Origin of the sequence: Marivita sp. (assembly GCF_020055675.1) — a bacterium.
GTDB lineage: Bacteria > Pseudomonadota > Alphaproteobacteria > Rhodobacterales > Rhodobacteraceae > Marivita.
In genome coordinates this window covers 34,175-50,649 of the sequence record NZ_JAIPUS010000014.1, presented here as the reverse complement: position 1 = coordinate 50,649, position 16,475 = coordinate 34,175, and the positions used below count along the sequence as shown (strand labels likewise).

Here is a 16,475-nt window from a genome sequence, read left to right as displayed (position 1 = left end):
CACTTGTTTCTACTCGATTTTCCACCCTTAGACGGGCATGTTCATGATGTCTTTATATGCAGTCAAAGCCTTGTTTCGGACGTTCAGCGTCAACTGGAAACCAAGCGAAGAAACCTGTTGCGCGACCATCACCTTGGTCAAATCCGTTTCCTTCCCGGTTTCGAAATCGCGGCGCATTTCGCTCGCCTCAGTCTGTGCATTCGCCACCGCGTCCAGCGACTGGCGCATCCTGTCGGCAAAGCTTGGCTCGTTCGACGGGCTGGCCGGCAACGCACCGGACGCCCGCGCCGACATGTCCCGGGCGCGATTGATTGCATCCGCCGCATTCAGCGACATGGTCGAGGTGACCGGGTCGATCCTGTTCATATACTGTGCCTCCTATAGTCCGTGCGCTCCGGGCCAAGCGCTTGGCGTGCCGGCTTGAATAATGGGCGACGGCCTTGCTATCTGGTCGATCATGATGGCATCGGCCGTGATGGTCGTCCCGGTTTTCAGAACAAGCGCGCGCTGCATCACGTTTTCCAGTTCACGGATGTTGCCCGGCCAGTCATGCGCTTCCAACAGGGCGACGGCGCAGTGCGCCAGCAACGGGATTTCCGCGACATCCTTGACATGACGGACCAACAGCTCTTGTGCGATGGGTAGAATATCGTCGCGTCGGGCCGACAGCGGCATGGTCGTGACAGGAAACACGTTCAGCCTATAAAACAGGTCCTCGCGAAAGCGCCCGGCGAGACACTCGGCCGACATGTCGCGGTTCGACGTGGCGAGGATGCGGACATCGACCTCGATCTGACGGTTGCCGCCAAGCGGAGTGACCGCAAGCTCTTGAATGGCGCGCAGTAGTTTCGCCTGCAACGGTAGGGACATTTCCGAGATTTCATCCAGCAGCAATGTGCCACCGTCCGCAGCCCGGATCAGGCCAACATTGGCCTTGGACGCGCCGGTGAACGATCCTTTTTCATGCCCGAACAACATCGCCTCCAGCATATTGTCGGGGATGGCCGCACAGTTGATCGCCACGAACTCGCCGCCCGCGCGCTTTGACTGGCTGTGGATATACCTTGCCATGATCTCTTTGCCGCTGCCGGTCGGCCCGTTGATAAAGACACTGACATCGGAGTTTGCGACACGTGCCGCCATTGCGAAAAGTGTCTTGACGTGCGGGTTGCGCACCATCGCGCGCCCGGAACCATGCACAAGCGTTGCAATGAATAGAAGAGCGTATTGCGGGCAGATATCATCGCCAAGTCCGAGATGAACAATCTTGCCGCCCAATTCAGACGTAATGCAGAAACCGCTGGCCGTCTCATTGACCACGAGAACAGATCTGGCTCCCATTTTGCGCGCCAACTCGACCACACCGGATTGCCCCCCAAGTACGTCTGCATGTTCCTGCGAGAGGATCAGGAAATCCGTGTTCGGGCGCTTTTCATCGCAGCTTGTGTCACAGACCCGGCGCACCGAAACTGCATGATCTGACAGAGTATCAACCAGGGCCTGGCCCAATCGAAAGTTTTCAATCTGTATAATGGCACGATACATGGCGTCCACCTCCGCCTCTATAAAGGCAAGCTGTGTGCCAAAATAACTGAATATCCATTGGATATCTAAATATTTAGATTACTAACTTTAGTATGACTAAAAGCATAGATTATGCATGCCCAATCTCTCTTGCTTTGTATGACGAGATCAATTGATAATATATATCGCCAACCCTCGTTCATCGGGTAGAAACGTGTTGGACTAGTTCACTTGCTGCACAGCTACTAAGATCACTATTTTGACATTCGGAAGAATTGCAATGACCGCGCCTTCAACGAAAATTTCAGATTTCAAGGCAATTGGAGGCACCTCGCCAGCCGTCGTGCGGATGCGTCAGGAAATTGAGAACGTCTCGACCTACAACGTCAATGTTTTGACAACCGGACCAACCGGCGCAGGAAAAGAACTTGTTGTGCAAGCCTTGCACGCGATGTCCGGTCGGAAAGGCAAACTGATTTGCGTCAACTGCGCAGCAATCCCGCGCGACCTGCTTGAAGCGGAACTTTTCGGGCATGAAAAAGGGGCCTTCACTGGCGCAAGCACAACTCGCAAAGGGCGCTTTGAAGATGCCGCGCGGGGCACGCTCTTTCTGGACGAAATCGGTGACATGCCACTGGAGCTTCAGGCCAAGCTGCTTCGCGTCATCGAAACGCGCAAGATCAGCCGTCTTGGATCGAACACCGAGCGGCCTGTAGATTTTCGCCTTGTCTGTGCGACACACAAGGACCTCAATGGAAAGTTACACGAAGGTGACTTCCGCGAAGACTTGCTGTACCGTTTGTCGGTGGTCGTCATCCGTGTGCCATCACTCAAACATCGAGTTCAGGATATACCCGAACTCGTTTCGGCTATATCCAACCAGATTGAAAACGACGGCTCGGGCCTTGTTCCACCCCCTGTGGAACTGGACGGCATGGAAGAGCTGATGCATTACGAATGGCCCGGTAATGTGCGAGAGTTGAAAAACTTTCTCCAGCGGGCCGCTGTATTTTCGCGCGGCCAGCCACTGACCCGGCCTATGGTGCGGAAATTGCTCCACCTTGACGAAAGAAATGTCGAGGAACAAGCGAACCTTTGGAGCGCCATTCACAAGATTCCTGCCTCGGTGGCGCGAACCACATCCTCGGAGCGAAATTCAGAGCCGATCGAGATACAAAAATCGGACATTGATGCGATGCAAACGTTGCGCAGCGACCAGCCGTTTTGTTTGAAAGATCACCTTAGCAACATCGAACTGAACTATATTACTACCGCGCTGAAGCTGGCAGATTACAGTACGACAAAGGCTGCCAACATGCTTTCTTTAAAACGAACAACCTTGATTGCAAAGATGCGTAAATACAAAATTGATAGCGACTCCTAAAAATAAACAAGTCCATATTTCGCTCGGGGTACTGGTTGGGGACGGGCCGCATTACAGGATCGGAATACTCCAAGAAACATCCGCGATCATACAACGCCGTCGACCTTCCAGGACAAGATACCCCTCAGGCGAGGTTAACAATTCATCTTTCAGGGCGATGACGGCCGAAGGCGGCCGGGGCGGGTCGCTCCGCAACAGCTTTAAAAGACTGGAAAACTGACTATACGATACGTGCAGATGCGCTTGCATGACAGGCCGCGTATCGTCGATGTCAAGCTCACCAATGCCTCCAACATGAGAAATTTCACGGGTTTGAACGTGTAACACGATATGGCCTCTGGCCAAATTCATCAGCGTCCCGTTTACCAACAGTTGCGGTTTCTTGTCGTGACCTACCATAATCGCCTCGGCGGACTGCACCGACAACTGCACTGTAGTTATCTTTTCCAAAGCATCCTCCAAGCCGGGCCCGCTCAGACGTTCCGGGCGTCATCGGCATGACCCTTGAGCAACGGCTGCATTTTCTTGAACGCTGCCGACTTGATTTGAGAAACGCGCCCCGGTGTCACGTCAAGAACCGCAGCGATCTCGTAGACGTTCAGCTCTTCAACATAATAAAGTTGGAGTACAAGCATTTCCCGTTCGGGCAAAGTTCTCAACGCAGCCAGCAGCGTTTCTTTCAAGCGCTCGCGATCCAGCCTTTGTTCGGCGGGGGCATCCTCTGAAGCGAACCACATCGAATGCTCATCGTATTCATCTTGAATAGAATTCTGATAGCTTGCATTCAAGGTCTGTTCCCACTGCGTGTATTCATTCAGCGTCATCGACACAGCTGCAGCCAATTCGTGCTTTTCTGGGGTGCGGCCCAGATCCTGCATCAGCTTCGTCTTGGCCGAGTTGATCAACTGGTTAATCTTGATCGATTTTCGACACAACACGGAATTTTTTCGCAGATAGTCATGCATTGCGCCTCGGACACGCAGGACCGCGTAATTTTCAAATGAAACGCCATCCTGCCGCGAATACCGCTGGGCAGCTTCTATCAGGCCAATCAATCCGATTTGAAGCAAGTCCTCATATTCGACAATTGACCGAACCCGAAAATGGACATGGTGTGCAACCCTTCGGACGAGCCCCTCATGTTCACGAACAATTCGTTCAATATTTCGTGTATCTGTCGGATAACAATTCACCACCGCGCCTTTACCCCGATATATTCAAGGGCATTGGATCGTGCCGCAGGGCATTATGTGGAGCGTGCAGGATTTGCCTGAGAACCAAATCAAAATTTTTGATCTGTTCATGCTTGTCTTCCATCTGAACAATAGGAACGCATTTTATAGACGACTCGTAAATTTCCCTGCGATGTTTGAAATGCCCCGCGTAAGTCAGACCTACCGGCAAAAACGCCTTAACCGTATAGCTGAAATTCTCGAACACCGCCCTTGCCTGTCGCTCGCTGTTGACCATGTTCACAACAACTGAATATTCAGCGATTCCGCGTTCCAGGTAGGAATTCTTGATCAGCGCATAGGCATCCACAAAACTTGTCGCCTGCGCCAAGAGAACAATCAGAACGCGATCGGAATTTGCAAGAGTGTTGATCAGGTCTTGTCCTGCACCAGCAGGGGCATCGACCACAATATAACTAAAAGCATCCTTTAGCTGTCGCAATTCGGACAACACACTTTGTAGGGGGTCTTCAACCTTGTCGATTGCAACGCTTGCACCCGTGCGACCGGCCAACACAGACAGACCACCATCCACAACCTCGATCGCCTCACGTAGCGTGCAGCGGGCCTGCAAGACATCGATCAAATCGAACTCGGGCTGAAGATCAAGCAGGATATGCGAGTTGGCCATCAGGAGGTCTGAGTCCACCAGAAGCGCCCGACCGGACGACTTTTGCAGACGCAACGCGAAATTGGTAGCCAACGAGGATTTCCCCACGCCCCCTTTTCCGCTTGCAATCGTGATTACCGTTGCCATCTATCCACCCTCGATGCTGCTACTCAGCATAATTCGCGCCAAAAACCGAAAGACTGCGAAATTTAGCTCTGAACTCCCTGATATACCCGGCAACTCCTCGCCCATCAGGCGCTCCAACTGCGCTGTGGCCCACTATCGACATGCACAAATGTCGAATACGTGCCCACACCACCCGGGCAGACCTGCCTTGCGACGCGCGACAGCGTCTTCATCGGCACGTCCGGCAAGGAAAAGTCGATCGCACGCGCCTGCATATGCAGTGAATTGCGCGCCGCTTTCTTGCCCATACGGCGCAACAAGTCGTTGGTTTTGCGACTGCGATATCCTGACGTGATCCGCACGTTCAGTGCGCCGCCTTCGGGCGCAACATCCTCGCATATCCGCAAGAGCGCTTGCAGCACGGCACCGTCAATTTCCTGAATTTCGTTTTGCCGCCAATCGCGCAGGAAATGATCAAGCTGGCGTTTCTCCGACGGGCTGAACGGCGCGCGCGCCGCCACTTTCAGTGTCATTTTTTCGCCAGTATTCGCATTTCCCAACGCCAGGCGCAGCGGTCGCGACATGCCGAAAAGCGGTGCTTGCCGTGGCGCCAACGATACATCTGGCGGTAGGTCCGGTTCCGGGTCGCCGAACATATGCAAAAGCCCCTGCGTGTCCCCTTCCGGCGGACGAAAAGCCGTGTTGCTGAACAAGCTGCCACCCGTTGACATATCAACAAGCGGCGCGCCATGCGCCAAGGCTGGCGAGCAAAGCGCGCCAGCAAGAACTGCGCGGCGTGTGACATGGGCTTTTTGTGTCATAAAACAACATGCATAAGATGCAGCCCTATGCGGTGATCACTCAGCGTGTCAGCTTTTCGATCATGTCGGAATATGTCTGAAGAATGCGTGACGAACCCGAAAACTGCTGCTGCGCGCGGATCATGCTTGTCAATTCGGTCGTCAGGTCAACGTTCGAAGATTCAAGCGTCCCGGTCAGAACACGACCAAACCCCTCGGTGCCGGCGATACCCAGAATCGGCGCTCCGGATGTCACGGATTCCTGGAAACGCCCCATACCAAGCTGCCGCAATGATGTGGAATTGGCAAACAAGGCCACAGCAATCTGGCCAGCGACGACCGGCTCTTCAGAGCCATAGGTCGCCATCATTCTGCCGTCCGAAGCGACTTCGATTGCGGTCAATTGAACATCGTTCTCATTGATGAACGGCACTGAAATTTGCTGCAAGGCTCCTCCACCTTCACCATCGTAGCCAAACACGATGTCGTTGGTCGACGACCGAAGAACGCCGTTTTCATCCAGTGAAAACTCACCATCCCGGGTATAGCTCAACGTGTTGGAAGGCGTGCCGTCAGGGTTGGGCGTGGTTGTGACAAACATGCCGTTTCCACTTAGGGCCATATTCAAAACCCCTTCACGTTCCATGAACCCGCCCTGCTTGGTGCTTTGGCGAGTCTGTTCCACTAAGCTGCCTACCCCTGTTGATGTACGCGACACCGTCTCTGGCGACGCACCACTGTAGAGATCCGTAAAACTGGCTGTGCTCTTTCGAAACGCTGTGGTTCCGGCGTTTGCCACGTTATTCGATACGGTGGATATTTCGAACATCGACGTTGACATGCCGGACAGGATAGTCCCGAACATTTGCGGTCTCCTTCAGTACAATCGCAAGTGTCGTTGCAGGAACCGTGCCAAAACTGTGCGCAGCCCCATAGCGTGTTACACAAAGCGCGGAAAACAAGTCGAAGCCCACAGTCTGGCGACGGCAACAAAGGTATCTTCAGGAAAGGCTGGCCGGTCTCAAAGGCGACAAGACACGGCTCTCGCGGGTGCCACCGCGCCCCATGGCAACATGGTTGAAATTGATTTCCAAAACGGTGCAGGAAAACCGCTGGATGCCACCCAAAAGACGCCCTTCACCCCGTGCTTCAAGCTCTACTTCACGTCGGCCAGCGCTTCGTGGATGAACCTGGTCGAACGTTTCTTCGCCGAGATTACAAAAACGTGCATCCGGCGCGGCAGCTATTCCAGCGTCGATAATCTTGAGGCCGCGATCTACGACGATCTGGCGCACCAAAACGAAAGGCCCAAGCCCTTCTAGTGGACCGGAACGGCCGGATATATCCTTATCCGGGGTCCCCGATAATATACGTCAGACTCAGAGCACCAATGTCGCGGGTTAACAGCGGGAGGCTTTAGTTCAAGAAATCGAAAAGACTGCTTTGGCTGATTTTGGAATAGGCCTGTCGCGCCGCGTCGCGATTGACCAAAAGACTTTGCAGTTCCGTGATCACCCGTTCCAGATCTGCCGCGGACAGGTCATTTATCTGCGTATCCAGCGCGACGGATCTGGTTTGCAGGGTTTCCTCCTGCGCCTCGGCTCGCTGCAGCCTCGCCCCGACCGTGGTTCGCGACAGCGCGATGTGTTGACCCGCGTCGATCAGCTTGGTCAACTGCGCCCCCAGTTTCTGTGCAGCCGGTGCGAGGGTCTGCTCCGGCACGTCATCAGTGGTGAAGGTAAATTTGGGATCCTTGCTGGCGAGGGTAACACCCTCCACGTCGAGTTCAGAGATCGTGACCGTTCCACTATTGGCGGAAAGCTGCAAGCGCCCGTCCTGCGACAGCTCGGCGGTGATGCCCGTGGCCTCGCTTTGCGCATTGATCGCGTCGATCAGGCGGTCGCTCGATCCGCCAACAACTTCACTGACATTGACAGTCTCGCGGCCCGAAGGCCCCTCGATCACAAAGCTCACGTCGCGAGGCATCCGGTCGCCATTGAATCGCAACGACAGCCCGGGTTCACCGGGTCCTGACAGGCTGTCCTGAATGGATTCCTTGGTGGATAGCGCCGCCTCAAAACTATCAACGATGTCGAAAATACTGGACATCCCCGAAGATGTCTCGACTTGCATGAACACGCGCCCGCCATTTACCGAGGTCGGAAACCGCATGGTTTCGGACGCCGCAAGCGTATGTTCCCCGCCATCTCCTTTGAACTCTATTTCCCCATCGGCATTTTGCTCGAATGGCGTGATATCCGTGGCATATCCACCAAAAATCGCCTGGCCATCCGGTGTACGCGTGTTAGCCAGACCGACAAGCGCGCTGCGTATCTGGGAAACTTCAACGCGAAACGCCTCACGGTCGATTGGCGCGAAGGTGTCACTGTCGGCGGCCGTCGCGATTTCACGCAGCCGCGTCAACCTGTCGAATGCCGATGTCAGTTCTGTATCCGCCAGCGTCAGGCTTTCCTGCGCTGTTCTGACGTTGCGCTCGAAACCGGCAAGCTGGGTTGAGCGTTCTTCCAGCGCGGATAGCCTGACAGCATCAAGCGGCTTGTCCGAGGCTTGGTTTATCTCTTGTCCGGTGGAAATCTGGGTTTGACGGAGTTCGATTTCTTCATTGATCCCCGAAAAGCGATTCAGCATCTGGTCAGTGAAAAGTTTGGTCGAAACAGACATGGTTGGCCTCACGAAATCCGGATAAGGGTATCGAACATCTCACGCGCGCTTTGCAGAATGCGTGCCGCCGCCTGATATGCTTGTTGTTGCGCGATCAATTTGGCGGCCTCTTCGTCAAGGTTCACCCCGCTCAGTTCGCTTTCCGTTGCCACAGCCGCTTCATAAACCGCTTCATTTGACGTTCTGGTCAAACGCGCTGCGTCAAGTGTGGCGCCGACACCTGCGGCGATGGAGCGGAATTCGTCTTGATAGCTTGTAAATCCAGTCCGCTGTTGGCCAAGGCTTAACATCTCGTCCAGATTACGGGCATCGCCCGGCGACCGTCGTCCCGTCACCAAGGTGAAAGTATCACCTGTTTCGGCAAATCCCGACAGCTCGACATCCTGCCCCGAGACGTTGAAACGCGCCAGACCGTTTGATGTCCGCGTCGCGATCGACGCGCCCGTTTCCTCGTCAAACAGTTCAACGCGCCCGGTGCCATCGTCCATCATCTCGACCCGGAAGCTTTCCTGTTTGCGGTCCGCAGCACCAGCTGGGGAACCAATCTCGAACTGGGCCGCGATCCGCTTGGCACCGCTATCACCCATGACGACGATAAGTTCTTCATCAGGCAGGTCGGTCAGGTGCAGATAGGATCCGGCAGCGCTGGTCGCACCCGCCACCACGTCAATCGCCGAAGCCGTCGTACTACGGGCGTTCAGCGCGCCGGCATCAACAGTCAGGTCCACTGTGCCAATCTTGAGGCCAAGCGCGGTTGCGTGGTCACCGCCTGTCACGCTTAACTGCCCGAGACCGGGCTGTTTTGCACTCAAAACAAGGATGTCGTTACCTTCTGCGTCCGCCTCGATCCCTGCGTCCAGACTTTCAGCCAAACCTGGGGGCACAGTAACGGTTATGCCAGTTTCCGACTTCGTTACGGTCAGGCTGGCCGACACCCCATTCAGCGATACGTCGATCGAGTAGTCCCCATCAGCAAGATTCGACGCGATGGCGCGCCCCTGCAATGACGGCGTCGTCAGCGCGGTGCTCAGCCCGAATTGTGCCGCCGTGGATTCCGACACGGGTACAGGGCCTGCGCCCGACAACTGACCATCCACGACATCAAGTGACAGCGCAAAATCGCCGTTCACTTCATCCACACGGGGGACCAAACGCCCGTTTTCCGGGCCTGTGATCTCGAAATCCAAGGCCGTCAGGCGGGTCGGGTCACCGCCGTCGACCCGTGTCAGGGTATACTCCGCACCGCCGAGCGTGAAGCGCGACGTCGTCCCCACGGGCGGGAAATCCCCGATTGCGCGCGCAGCGCCTGTCAGGGCCGGCACCGGGGCCTGTGCACGCAATTCGGCCGCCATGGCCTGTGCGACCCCATCGCCAGACAGGGTGCCTGCCGCCAAATCCGCAGCCGATACGATGCCGGTAAAGCTCGGCCCATTGTCAGCGGTCACCGCCGCCTCGTAGCGCGCGGACGGCGCATGCACGTTGGTCCCGTCGACACTGGTCGAGGGTCCGTCAATCATAGGGTCGATATTGAACATCAGCGACGCCGCTGTTCCGCCATTGGAGAACTCACGCGCCACCAGACCACCCGTTACCGGCTCGGAGTCGGAGATCAGAGTCTCGGCCCCTGTCGCGTCACTGCTGATCGCGAATTCGGACGTGCTGAGGAACGAGACGGTGCCGCTGACCCGCATTTCATTCAGAAACGGACTGGCGAATGTCGAAGTTTCGCCACGGCTCAACGGTTTGAATTCCTGATCGAGGGCAACCGCGCCGAAACCGACACCGTTCGGGGAAATGTTGCTGATGGCGATGTCGAACCCATCGTCCTGAATCAACGTCACCGCATCGCCGGACAACGACAATTCTGCCTTGATCCCGGTGTCATCGCTCAGACGGTTGACCGCGCTGACCAGTGCATTCAGATCGCCATTGCTTATCTGTGCCGAAATCGTCAAGGGAGCGCCATCAAGACCGGCAAGATCAAATTGAACCGACCCATCCGTGGCCGACGGATCAAGCGACAGGCGCAGCGCCGTCATTGCATTGGCCTGAACACCAACAGGCGCGAAGGACTCGTTGGCACGATCCGCGACGAGGGCGGCATCAGCCCCCGCAGGGATCGTGGCAGACCGAACAAAGCCTGTGGCCATATCCAGGGTGATCGTCTGACCTTGCGTCTGGTTGACAGCGCTGTTCGAGGAAATCCCGACATTGCCTTCCGAAAGCGTTGTTCCGGTCGCTGCCGAAAGCCCGATAAGGCTGGCGGATACCTTCTGCGCACCGCCTGTCAGCGGCGATGCGCCGATCTGGCTTTGCGTGACATCAATACCGCGATAGCCGACGCCCCCCGCTGCGGAATTGTAGTCCGCGCGATACTCCGCTTCCCTTGCAAAGCCGTTATCAATGGTCAGAAGATTGGCAACCTCATCCGTATTGAGCGGTATACCCGCGATCTGCCGGCCCTCTCGGGTGAAGACCCGGATATCCGACGCCTCCTGCCCTTGTGTCACGGAGGCACCGATCGACGACCCCGAAGACGACACCGCGGAGGCTGCGGTCAAGCTGCGCGATCCGTCGGATGCAAAGGCCAACCCGGTGGCCGACCCCGCGACGCTTACACCCAGATCCCGAAGGGTCTCTCCCGCGACCGAGGATTTGAACACACCCATATCAAGATATTTTGCAATTTCCGCGCCCGTCTCCCAGCTGGTCTGGGCGACGTCGCTTGGTTGCACGGCAAAATTGTGATCCACGCCGTCCAGCGTCAGGGTGAATGCCCCGATATCCGCGTCGACCTTGGCCGCTATGGATGCGGTCGTCTGCGTGGCCAGGCTGGCGAGGCTGATATCCTTGGTCCCGCGCGGGATGCTGCCGATCACGCCGCCCCGCAACAATTCTTGCGCCGCCACCGGCGACAGGTTGTTGGCCAATACATCCGTCAATGGCGCGATACCCGAGCTTTCGCCCTCCGCCGCTTGCGATGTCAAAGTGGCTGATCCCAGATTGGTCGTCTTCGGTGAGATCACAGTGGTGGACGACGCCGCGATTTCTTCGGGTCGGTTCAAGAGAAACGCGATCCGAGACGCATCGCCCGGATCGCGGGTGAAGGTGACGGTATCGCCATCCGCAGGCGTCCCAGTCACGTCGATCACCGCGCCGTCGATTTCAAGCCGTGTCCGCCCCGTCGCCAACTCGGCTCCGGTATCATCCTTCAAGATCCACCGATCCGTGGATGCCGCATAGCTCATTTGCATGCGGTCAAGGCTGTCGGCCCGGCCGGGAACCAGACGTATCGTCGCCTCAGCCGTACCCTCGTTCGCGCGACCGAGCGTCGGCGAAAACTGTGCTACGGCAAACATCTCACGGCCCAGTTGACCTTCAAGGTCTATGCCCTGCGCATGCTGCGCATTCATGCCATTGCTGAAATTCCGCGCCAGCATGTCCAACTCGTTGCTCGCGCGCAGGGTGGTTCCGTATGCGTCGACCAGACCACGCAAGCCGCCGGTTTCCAGCTGCGAAACGGTCTGCCCCGCCCCAACCCGGAAAAAGATGTTGCCCTGATCGCTGATCCCTGACGCCAGAACCTTGCTGTCCTCGCCAGTCACAATAAGCGGCCCGCCATCCGAAGCGCCAAGACGAACCTCGGCCTCAAAGCGATTACCGATCGAAACGCTGACCGGGACCATTGCGGACAGCGCATCAATCAGCCGGTCCCGTTCATCCAGCAACGTATTGGGCGGATTGCCCCCAAGATTTGATGACCGCAACTTGCCATTGACGGATGCAAGTGCGCTCAGGTTCTGGTTCACTTTATTCAACCGTGTTGAAATCTCGTCGAACGTGCCATCGCCCAATTCTTGCAGAAGCGACGCCGTTGTGTTGAATGCGTTGCTGACCGTTTGAGCCATTTCCATCGCGGCAGCGCGCGGCACTAGATCACCAGGACGCGCGGCAACCTCACCGAGCGTGTCGAAAAAGGCGGTCAGGGTCGATCCCAAATCGCCGTCATTCGGCAGAACGGTGTTTTGCAACCGCTCAAGCTTTTGCACGAACGCATCCGAAGATTCGAACCGGCCCGACGCCGTGCGCTTGCTTTCGGTCAGAAAAGAGTCATAAGCGCGCCGCACCTCGCCAAGCTGAACACCCAGCCCGGTTTGCGCCGTCAGGGCAGTCAACTCGCTTTGAACACCGGAAACTTCGGACAGGTTGGCATCGCGCTTGCGATAGCCTTCCGTGTTGACGTTGACGATATTCTGACCGGTGACGTTCAACGCTTCGCGCTGTGCGTTGATCGCGCTCCTTCCGATTTCGAGCAAGCTGGCCATTAAGCTTAGTCCTCACTGTCGACTGATGGCTGAAACTGACGCATCAGGGCTTCAGCTATCCCCAACGACTCTCGCTTTGCCAGGGCGGTTGCATATTCCTGATCTAACATCGAAAGAAACGTCTTGCTGCCCTCACTGTTTAACAATGGATCAGCCAATTTCGCGGATCGGGCACTGGACAGGATGCTTTTCACAAAAAGCGCCTCGAACTGATTGGCGACATCGTCCAATTTGGTGTCCTGCGACGTCCCGGGGCTTTTGCCGCGCTCGGCCTGGCCGGATGTGCTGACGGTCATCGCCAATGCTGTGGAACTGATATCAGTCATGTCGGCCCTGCCTTTTTGTTGGCTCAGATTATGATCAGCTGCGCGCGCAAGGCGCCCGCCACCTTCAATGCCTCCAGTATTGCCACGAGATCAGACGGCGTGGCGCCGATCGCATTGATCGCATCCACGACATCGCTGAGCTCAGTGCCAGGATCGAAGACGAACGCGCGGGCCTCTGGCTCGTCCACGGTGATCTCGCTTTCCGGTGTCTGGACCGGCTCGCCCGGCGCATTCACCACGGCGTCATCGGTTATGATCGTCTCGTTCTGTGGAGTCACGTCCATGTCTTCGCGGATACGCACCGTCAAACTGCCATGCGTGATCACGGCCGGCGTTACGTGGACATTGCCACCGATCACCACCGTGCCGGTCCGAGAGTTCACTATCACTTGCGCGGCAGGCTCTGCGGGTTGCACCTCGACCTGTTCGATCAAACTGGCAAACGACACCTTTTGCTCCGGGTCCGAAGGCGCCAGCACCCGGATCGAGGCCGCGTCAATCGGCACCGCGGCGTTGTCGCCAAACACCACGTTGATTGCCTCGGCCACGTTGCTCGCTGTCGAGAAATCCGCCCGGTGCAGGTTCAGCACCAGGTAATCGCCTGAAATAAAGGGGTTCTCGACCATCTTCTCGACCGTCGCGCCTTGCGGCACGCGACCGACCGTCGGTACGTTGACCGTCAAAGATGATTCATCATTCGCCGTAACACCAAGCCCACCCACAACGAGATTGCCCTGCGCAATGGCATAGGTTTCACCATCAACACCCAGCATCGGGGTCATCAACAGCGTGCCGCCACGCAGCGACTCGGCGGGGCCAAGTGTGGACACTGTGACATCCAGCGTCTGCCCCGGCTTTAGAAAAGGCGGCAAGTCTGCCGTCACCATGACCGCGGCCGCGTTGGTCCCGTCCATGTCGATCTGCTCGGTGACCATGCCAAAACGCGACACCATGGATTGCAGCGATTGCAACGTTATGCCAAGGTCTTCATCCCCGGTTCCAGACAGGCCGACAACCAGACCGTAGCCGATCAATTGGTTGCTGCGCACGCCGGCGACGCTGGCGAGGTCCTTGATCCGGTCCGCAATGGCACTGCTTGCGGGCAATGTCGCAAGGACCATGGCCAACACGCACAGCAAATTGCGGGCAGAGGGCATCAGCACAACCTCAAACCGGGTTCAGCGCGGAAAACAGTTTCGGGAACAGGCCCCGGCGCCCGGTATCGGCCACATCGCCCGCACCGATATACGTGATCTCCGCATTGGCCAGGCGGTTTGAATTGACCACGTTGGACGGCCCGATATCCTCTCGTCGGACAATGCCGCTGACGCGGACGTATTCATCACCATTGTTCAGGGTCAGCTTCTTTTGACCAAGAATTTCAAGATTTCCATTGCCATGCACACGCATGACACTGACCGTTACCAAGCCCGTGAACGAATTGGACTGTTCTGCGCTTCCCGTGCCCTCAAAGGTCTGGGCTGACCCGAATTCCGGTTCGCCAATCCCAAGGAATCCCGGTAGCTGCGCCGTCACGTTTTCCGTCTTCCCAGCAGACGCCGTCTGCGACTTGCTGGCCTGAAAGGACTCGTTCAGCGCCACGGTCAGCACGTCCCCCACATCGGACGCTCGCCGCTGAGACGCGAACAGGCCTGTTGCCCCGGGATGATAGATGCTGCCGTCCGCCGGGCCGGAGCGCACTTTCGACTCTTGGGTAACCGGCTGAAATGCACGGCTGGCCCGATCCTCGACATAGGTGGAACAAGCAGCCAGCGGACCAACGGCAAGGCAAAGGAGAGCGTGACGAAGGTACCCCATGATCAGAGCCTTACAAGTTGTTGGAGATATAGCGCATCATCTCGTCAGACGACGAGATCGCCTTGGAACTGACTTCATAGGCGCGCTGTGTTTCGATCATTTCAACGAGCTGTTGAACTACATTGACATTGGACGATTCAAGAGATCCCTGCACCAGCTTGCCAAGGCCCTGCGCCTGAGGTGCAGCCACAGCGGGCTGGCCACTTGCGGCGGTTTCCACAAGGAAGCTTTCCCCGATTGGCTGCAAGCCCCTTGGGTTCGCAAACGATGCCAGCGTCAGCTGTCCAACTTCCTGAGGTGCATTCTGACCCGCAACCTGTACCGAAACAATGCCGTCCTGCGAAATGTTCACCGCCAAGACGCCCTCGGGTATCGTGATCTCGGGCTGCACGACATACCCACTTGCGGTCGTCAGCGCGCCATCCACACTCCGCGAGAACGACCCGTTTCGTGTATATGACACCCGGCCATCAGGCATCAAAACCTGAAAGAAGCCCTGACCGTCAATTGCCAGATCGAACGAGTTGTCGGTGTTGACCATCCCGCCTTGGGAATGAAGTTTTTGAGTATTGACCACCCGCACGCCGGTGCCAAGCGCCAGCGGCGAGGTCAGCGCGGTACCCTCGGATGTCTGATCCCCGCCAGAACGCTTGACCTGATAAAGAAGACTTTCAAAATTTGCGCGATCACTCTTGAAGCCGACCGTATTCAGGTTCGACAGGTTGTTGGCGATCACCTGCATGCGCGTCTGCTGCGCGTTCAGACCCGTCTTGGCAACGTGCATTGCGTTGGAGGACATCAAAAGCTCCGTAAAATCTGCGTCTCACGAAATACTGCAAGCCTTATGCCAAACGCGGGGCAGCCAGCCGTCAATCAGCCATTGGGCAGGCGCATGATCTGGCTGGTGGCCTCGTCAATCTCCTTCGCAAGGGAGATGAACTTTACGCTCATCTCGAAATGGCGCTGGCTTTCGATGTTGGACACAAGCGATGCAATCGAGTTCACGTTGCTGCTTTCCAGGGATCCCTGGGCAAGCCGCACCCGCTGATCCGGCTGTGGCAAGCCGTCCTCACCCTCGGCGGCACGGACATGGCCATCCGGCGATTTGGCCAAAACGCTGTCTTCGGCAAGGGTTGTCGCGATGATCGGCCCAGGCACAAGGGTGCCTTCGGGGGCGCCAAACAGTTCAAGGTCGATCTGCCCGGTTTCCTGGATCACAATACGCCGTGCCTGAGGCAACTGAATCGGCGCCAATCCGGTGTCCAGAATGCGATTGCCAGCACCATCGACCAGAAACCGCTCGGCATCGTATCCCAGATCACCGCGCCGCGACAAGGCGTTGTCCCCACCCGTTGCCGGTTCAATGAAGAAATACCCGTCGCCGCGGATCGCCACGTCAAGATCTTCGCCAGTATTCTGGAGGTTTCCCGGCTCGGATGAAAACAGGGATGTGTCGGCTTGCTGGCTGTAGACCCGTGAGCGGAACTGGTCGAACGCCTCCAGGAACTGCGCCTGCCGCGTGACTGCAAGATCCGAGCGGAATCCGGGGACGTTTACGTTGGCCATATTCTGCGCGTTCACGCGCAACTCGGACCCGATGTTGCGCATGTTGTTGAGTGCGATGTGGATATTGCGATCCATGACCTGC

General features: G+C 56.9%; 16 protein-coding genes. 2 read left to right on the top strand and 14 right to left on the bottom strand.

Annotation, left to right across the window (positions count from 1 at the left end; translation table 11 throughout):
• Positions 1–27: 27 nt before the first annotated feature.
• Complete coding sequence (gene fliE, locus LCF59_RS10930) at positions 28–366, bottom strand: flagellar hook-basal body complex protein FliE (RefSeq protein WP_292287503.1); 339 nt, start codon at positions 364–366, stop codon at positions 28–30.
• A gap of 12 nt (positions 367–378) precedes the next feature.
• The gene (locus LCF59_RS10925; RefSeq protein WP_292287502.1) at positions 379–1,545 is read right to left on the bottom strand and encodes a sigma 54-interacting transcriptional regulator; all 1,167 of its coding nucleotides are present in this window, start codon (positions 1,543–1,545) and stop codon (positions 379–381) included.
• 259 nt (positions 1,546–1,804) lie between these two features.
• On the opposite strand from LCF59_RS10925, the gene LCF59_RS10920 reads away from it, so the two are divergent.
• The gene (locus tag LCF59_RS10920) at positions 1,805–2,908 is read left to right on the top strand and encodes a sigma 54-interacting transcriptional regulator (RefSeq protein WP_292287501.1); all 1,104 of its coding nucleotides are present in this window, start codon (positions 1,805–1,807) and stop codon (positions 2,906–2,908) included.
• 51 nt (positions 2,909–2,959) lie between these two features.
• Here LCF59_RS10920 and LCF59_RS10915 read toward each other — a convergent pair whose 3' ends face one another.
• From LCF59_RS10915 to LCF59_RS10895, 5 genes are all read right to left on the bottom strand, one after another.
• Positions 2,960–3,358 (bottom strand): hypothetical protein, encoded by a 399-nt coding sequence (locus tag LCF59_RS10915; protein ID WP_292287500.1) that lies wholly within the window; start codon positions 3,356–3,358, stop codon positions 2,960–2,962.
• 23 nt (positions 3,359–3,381) lie between these two features.
• Entirely contained in the window at positions 3,382–4,101 is a 720-nt protein-coding gene (locus LCF59_RS10910; RefSeq protein ID WP_292287499.1) for a sigma-70 family RNA polymerase sigma factor, read from the bottom strand.
• A gap of 10 nt (positions 4,102–4,111) precedes the next feature.
• Positions 4,112–4,897: an AAA family ATPase gene (locus LCF59_RS10905; RefSeq protein WP_292287498.1), complete on the bottom strand. Its 786-nt coding sequence runs from the start codon at positions 4,895–4,897 to the stop codon at positions 4,112–4,114.
• Between the two features lie 104 nt (positions 4,898–5,001).
• On the bottom strand, positions 5,002–5,460 hold the full coding sequence (locus tag LCF59_RS10900; protein ID WP_292287497.1) for a DUF882 domain-containing protein: 459 nt from the start codon (positions 5,458–5,460) through the stop codon (positions 5,002–5,004).
• A gap of 277 nt (positions 5,461–5,737) precedes the next feature.
• The gene (locus tag LCF59_RS10895; RefSeq protein ID WP_292287496.1) at positions 5,738–6,541 is read right to left on the bottom strand and encodes a flagellar hook-basal body protein; all 804 of its coding nucleotides are present in this window, start codon (positions 6,539–6,541) and stop codon (positions 5,738–5,740) included.
• Positions 6,542–6,749: 208 nt separating this feature from the next.
• Here LCF59_RS10895 and LCF59_RS10890 point away from each other — a divergent pair, with 208 nt between their 5' ends.
• The gene (locus LCF59_RS10890) at positions 6,750–6,998 is read left to right on the top strand and encodes a hypothetical protein (protein ID WP_292287495.1); all 249 of its coding nucleotides are present in this window, start codon (positions 6,750–6,752) and stop codon (positions 6,996–6,998) included.
• Between the two features lie 94 nt (positions 6,999–7,092).
• Here LCF59_RS10890 and flgL read toward each other — a convergent pair whose 3' ends face one another.
• The 7 genes from flgL to LCF59_RS10855 all read right to left on the bottom strand — a co-directional run bounded on the left by flgL (position 7,093) and on the right by LCF59_RS10855 (position 16,468).
• Entirely contained in the window at positions 7,093–8,358 is a 1,266-nt protein-coding gene (gene flgL, locus LCF59_RS10885; RefSeq protein ID WP_292287494.1) for a flagellar hook-associated protein FlgL, read from the bottom strand.
• 8 nt (positions 8,359–8,366) lie between these two features.
• The gene (flgK, locus tag LCF59_RS10880; RefSeq protein ID WP_292287493.1) at positions 8,367–12,683 is read right to left on the bottom strand and encodes a flagellar hook-associated protein FlgK; all 4,317 of its coding nucleotides are present in this window, start codon (positions 12,681–12,683) and stop codon (positions 8,367–8,369) included.
• Between the two features lie 5 nt (positions 12,684–12,688).
• A complete protein-coding gene (locus tag LCF59_RS10875; RefSeq protein WP_292287492.1) occupies positions 12,689–13,009 on the bottom strand; it encodes a rod-binding protein in 321 nt (106 codons plus the stop codon).
• A gap of 23 nt (positions 13,010–13,032) precedes the next feature.
• On the bottom strand, positions 13,033–14,166 hold the full coding sequence (locus tag LCF59_RS10870; protein ID WP_292287491.1) for a flagellar basal body P-ring protein FlgI: 1,134 nt from the start codon (positions 14,164–14,166) through the stop codon (positions 13,033–13,035).
• 10 nt (positions 14,167–14,176) lie between these two features.
• On the bottom strand, positions 14,177–14,827 hold the full coding sequence (locus tag LCF59_RS10865) for a flagellar basal body L-ring protein FlgH (RefSeq protein ID WP_292287490.1): 651 nt from the start codon (positions 14,825–14,827) through the stop codon (positions 14,177–14,179).
• Between the two features lie 10 nt (positions 14,828–14,837).
• Positions 14,838–15,626 carry a flagellar basal-body rod protein FlgG gene (gene flgG / locus LCF59_RS10860; RefSeq protein ID WP_292287489.1) on the bottom strand — a complete coding sequence of 263 codons (789 nt, stop codon included), beginning with the start codon at positions 15,624–15,626 and terminating at the stop codon, positions 14,838–14,840.
• Between the two features lie 74 nt (positions 15,627–15,700).
• Positions 15,701–16,468 (bottom strand): flagellar hook-basal body complex protein, encoded by a 768-nt coding sequence (locus tag LCF59_RS10855; protein WP_292287488.1) that lies wholly within the window; start codon positions 16,466–16,468, stop codon positions 15,701–15,703.
• Positions 16,469–16,475 lie beyond the last annotated feature (7 nt).

Coding starts and splice junctions, on each gene's coding strand:
- flgL (WP_292287494.1), bottom strand. CDS start 8,358: ATGTCTGTTTCGACCAAACTTTTCACTGACCAGATGCTGAATCGCTTT.
- LCF59_RS10855 (WP_292287488.1), bottom strand. CDS start 16,468: ATGGATCGCAATATCCACATCGCACTCAACAACATGCGCAACATCGGG.
- fliE (WP_292287503.1), bottom strand. CDS start 366: ATGAACAGGATCGACCCGGTCACCTCGACCATGTCGCTGAATGCGGCG.
- LCF59_RS10920 (WP_292287501.1), top strand. CDS start 1,805: ATGACCGCGCCTTCAACGAAAATTTCAGATTTCAAGGCAATTGGAGGC.
- flgG (WP_292287489.1), bottom strand. CDS start 15,626: ATGTCCTCCAACGCAATGCACGTTGCCAAGACGGGTCTGAACGCGCAG.
- flgK (WP_292287493.1), bottom strand. CDS start 12,683: ATGGCCAGCTTGCTCGAAATCGGAAGGAGCGCGATCAACGCACAGCGC.
- LCF59_RS10870 (WP_292287491.1), bottom strand. CDS start 14,166: ATGCCCTCTGCCCGCAATTTGCTGTGCGTGTTGGCCATGGTCCTTGCG.
- LCF59_RS10905 (WP_292287498.1), bottom strand. CDS start 4,897: ATGGCAACGGTAATCACGATTGCAAGCGGAAAAGGGGGCGTGGGGAAA.
- LCF59_RS10865 (WP_292287490.1), bottom strand. CDS start 14,827: ATGGGGTACCTTCGTCACGCTCTCCTTTGCCTTGCCGTTGGTCCGCTG.
- LCF59_RS10890 (WP_292287495.1), top strand. CDS start 6,750: ATGGTTGAAATTGATTTCCAAAACGGTGCAGGAAAACCGCTGGATGCC.
- LCF59_RS10900 (WP_292287497.1), bottom strand. CDS start 5,460: ATGTCGCGACCGCTGCGCCTGGCGTTGGGAAATGCGAATACTGGCGAA.
- LCF59_RS10925 (WP_292287502.1), bottom strand. CDS start 1,545: ATGTATCGTGCCATTATACAGATTGAAAACTTTCGATTGGGCCAGGCC.
- LCF59_RS10875 (WP_292287492.1), bottom strand. CDS start 13,009: ATGACTGATATCAGTTCCACAGCATTGGCGATGACCGTCAGCACATCC.
- LCF59_RS10895 (WP_292287496.1), bottom strand. CDS start 6,541: ATGTTCGGGACTATCCTGTCCGGCATGTCAACGTCGATGTTCGAAATA.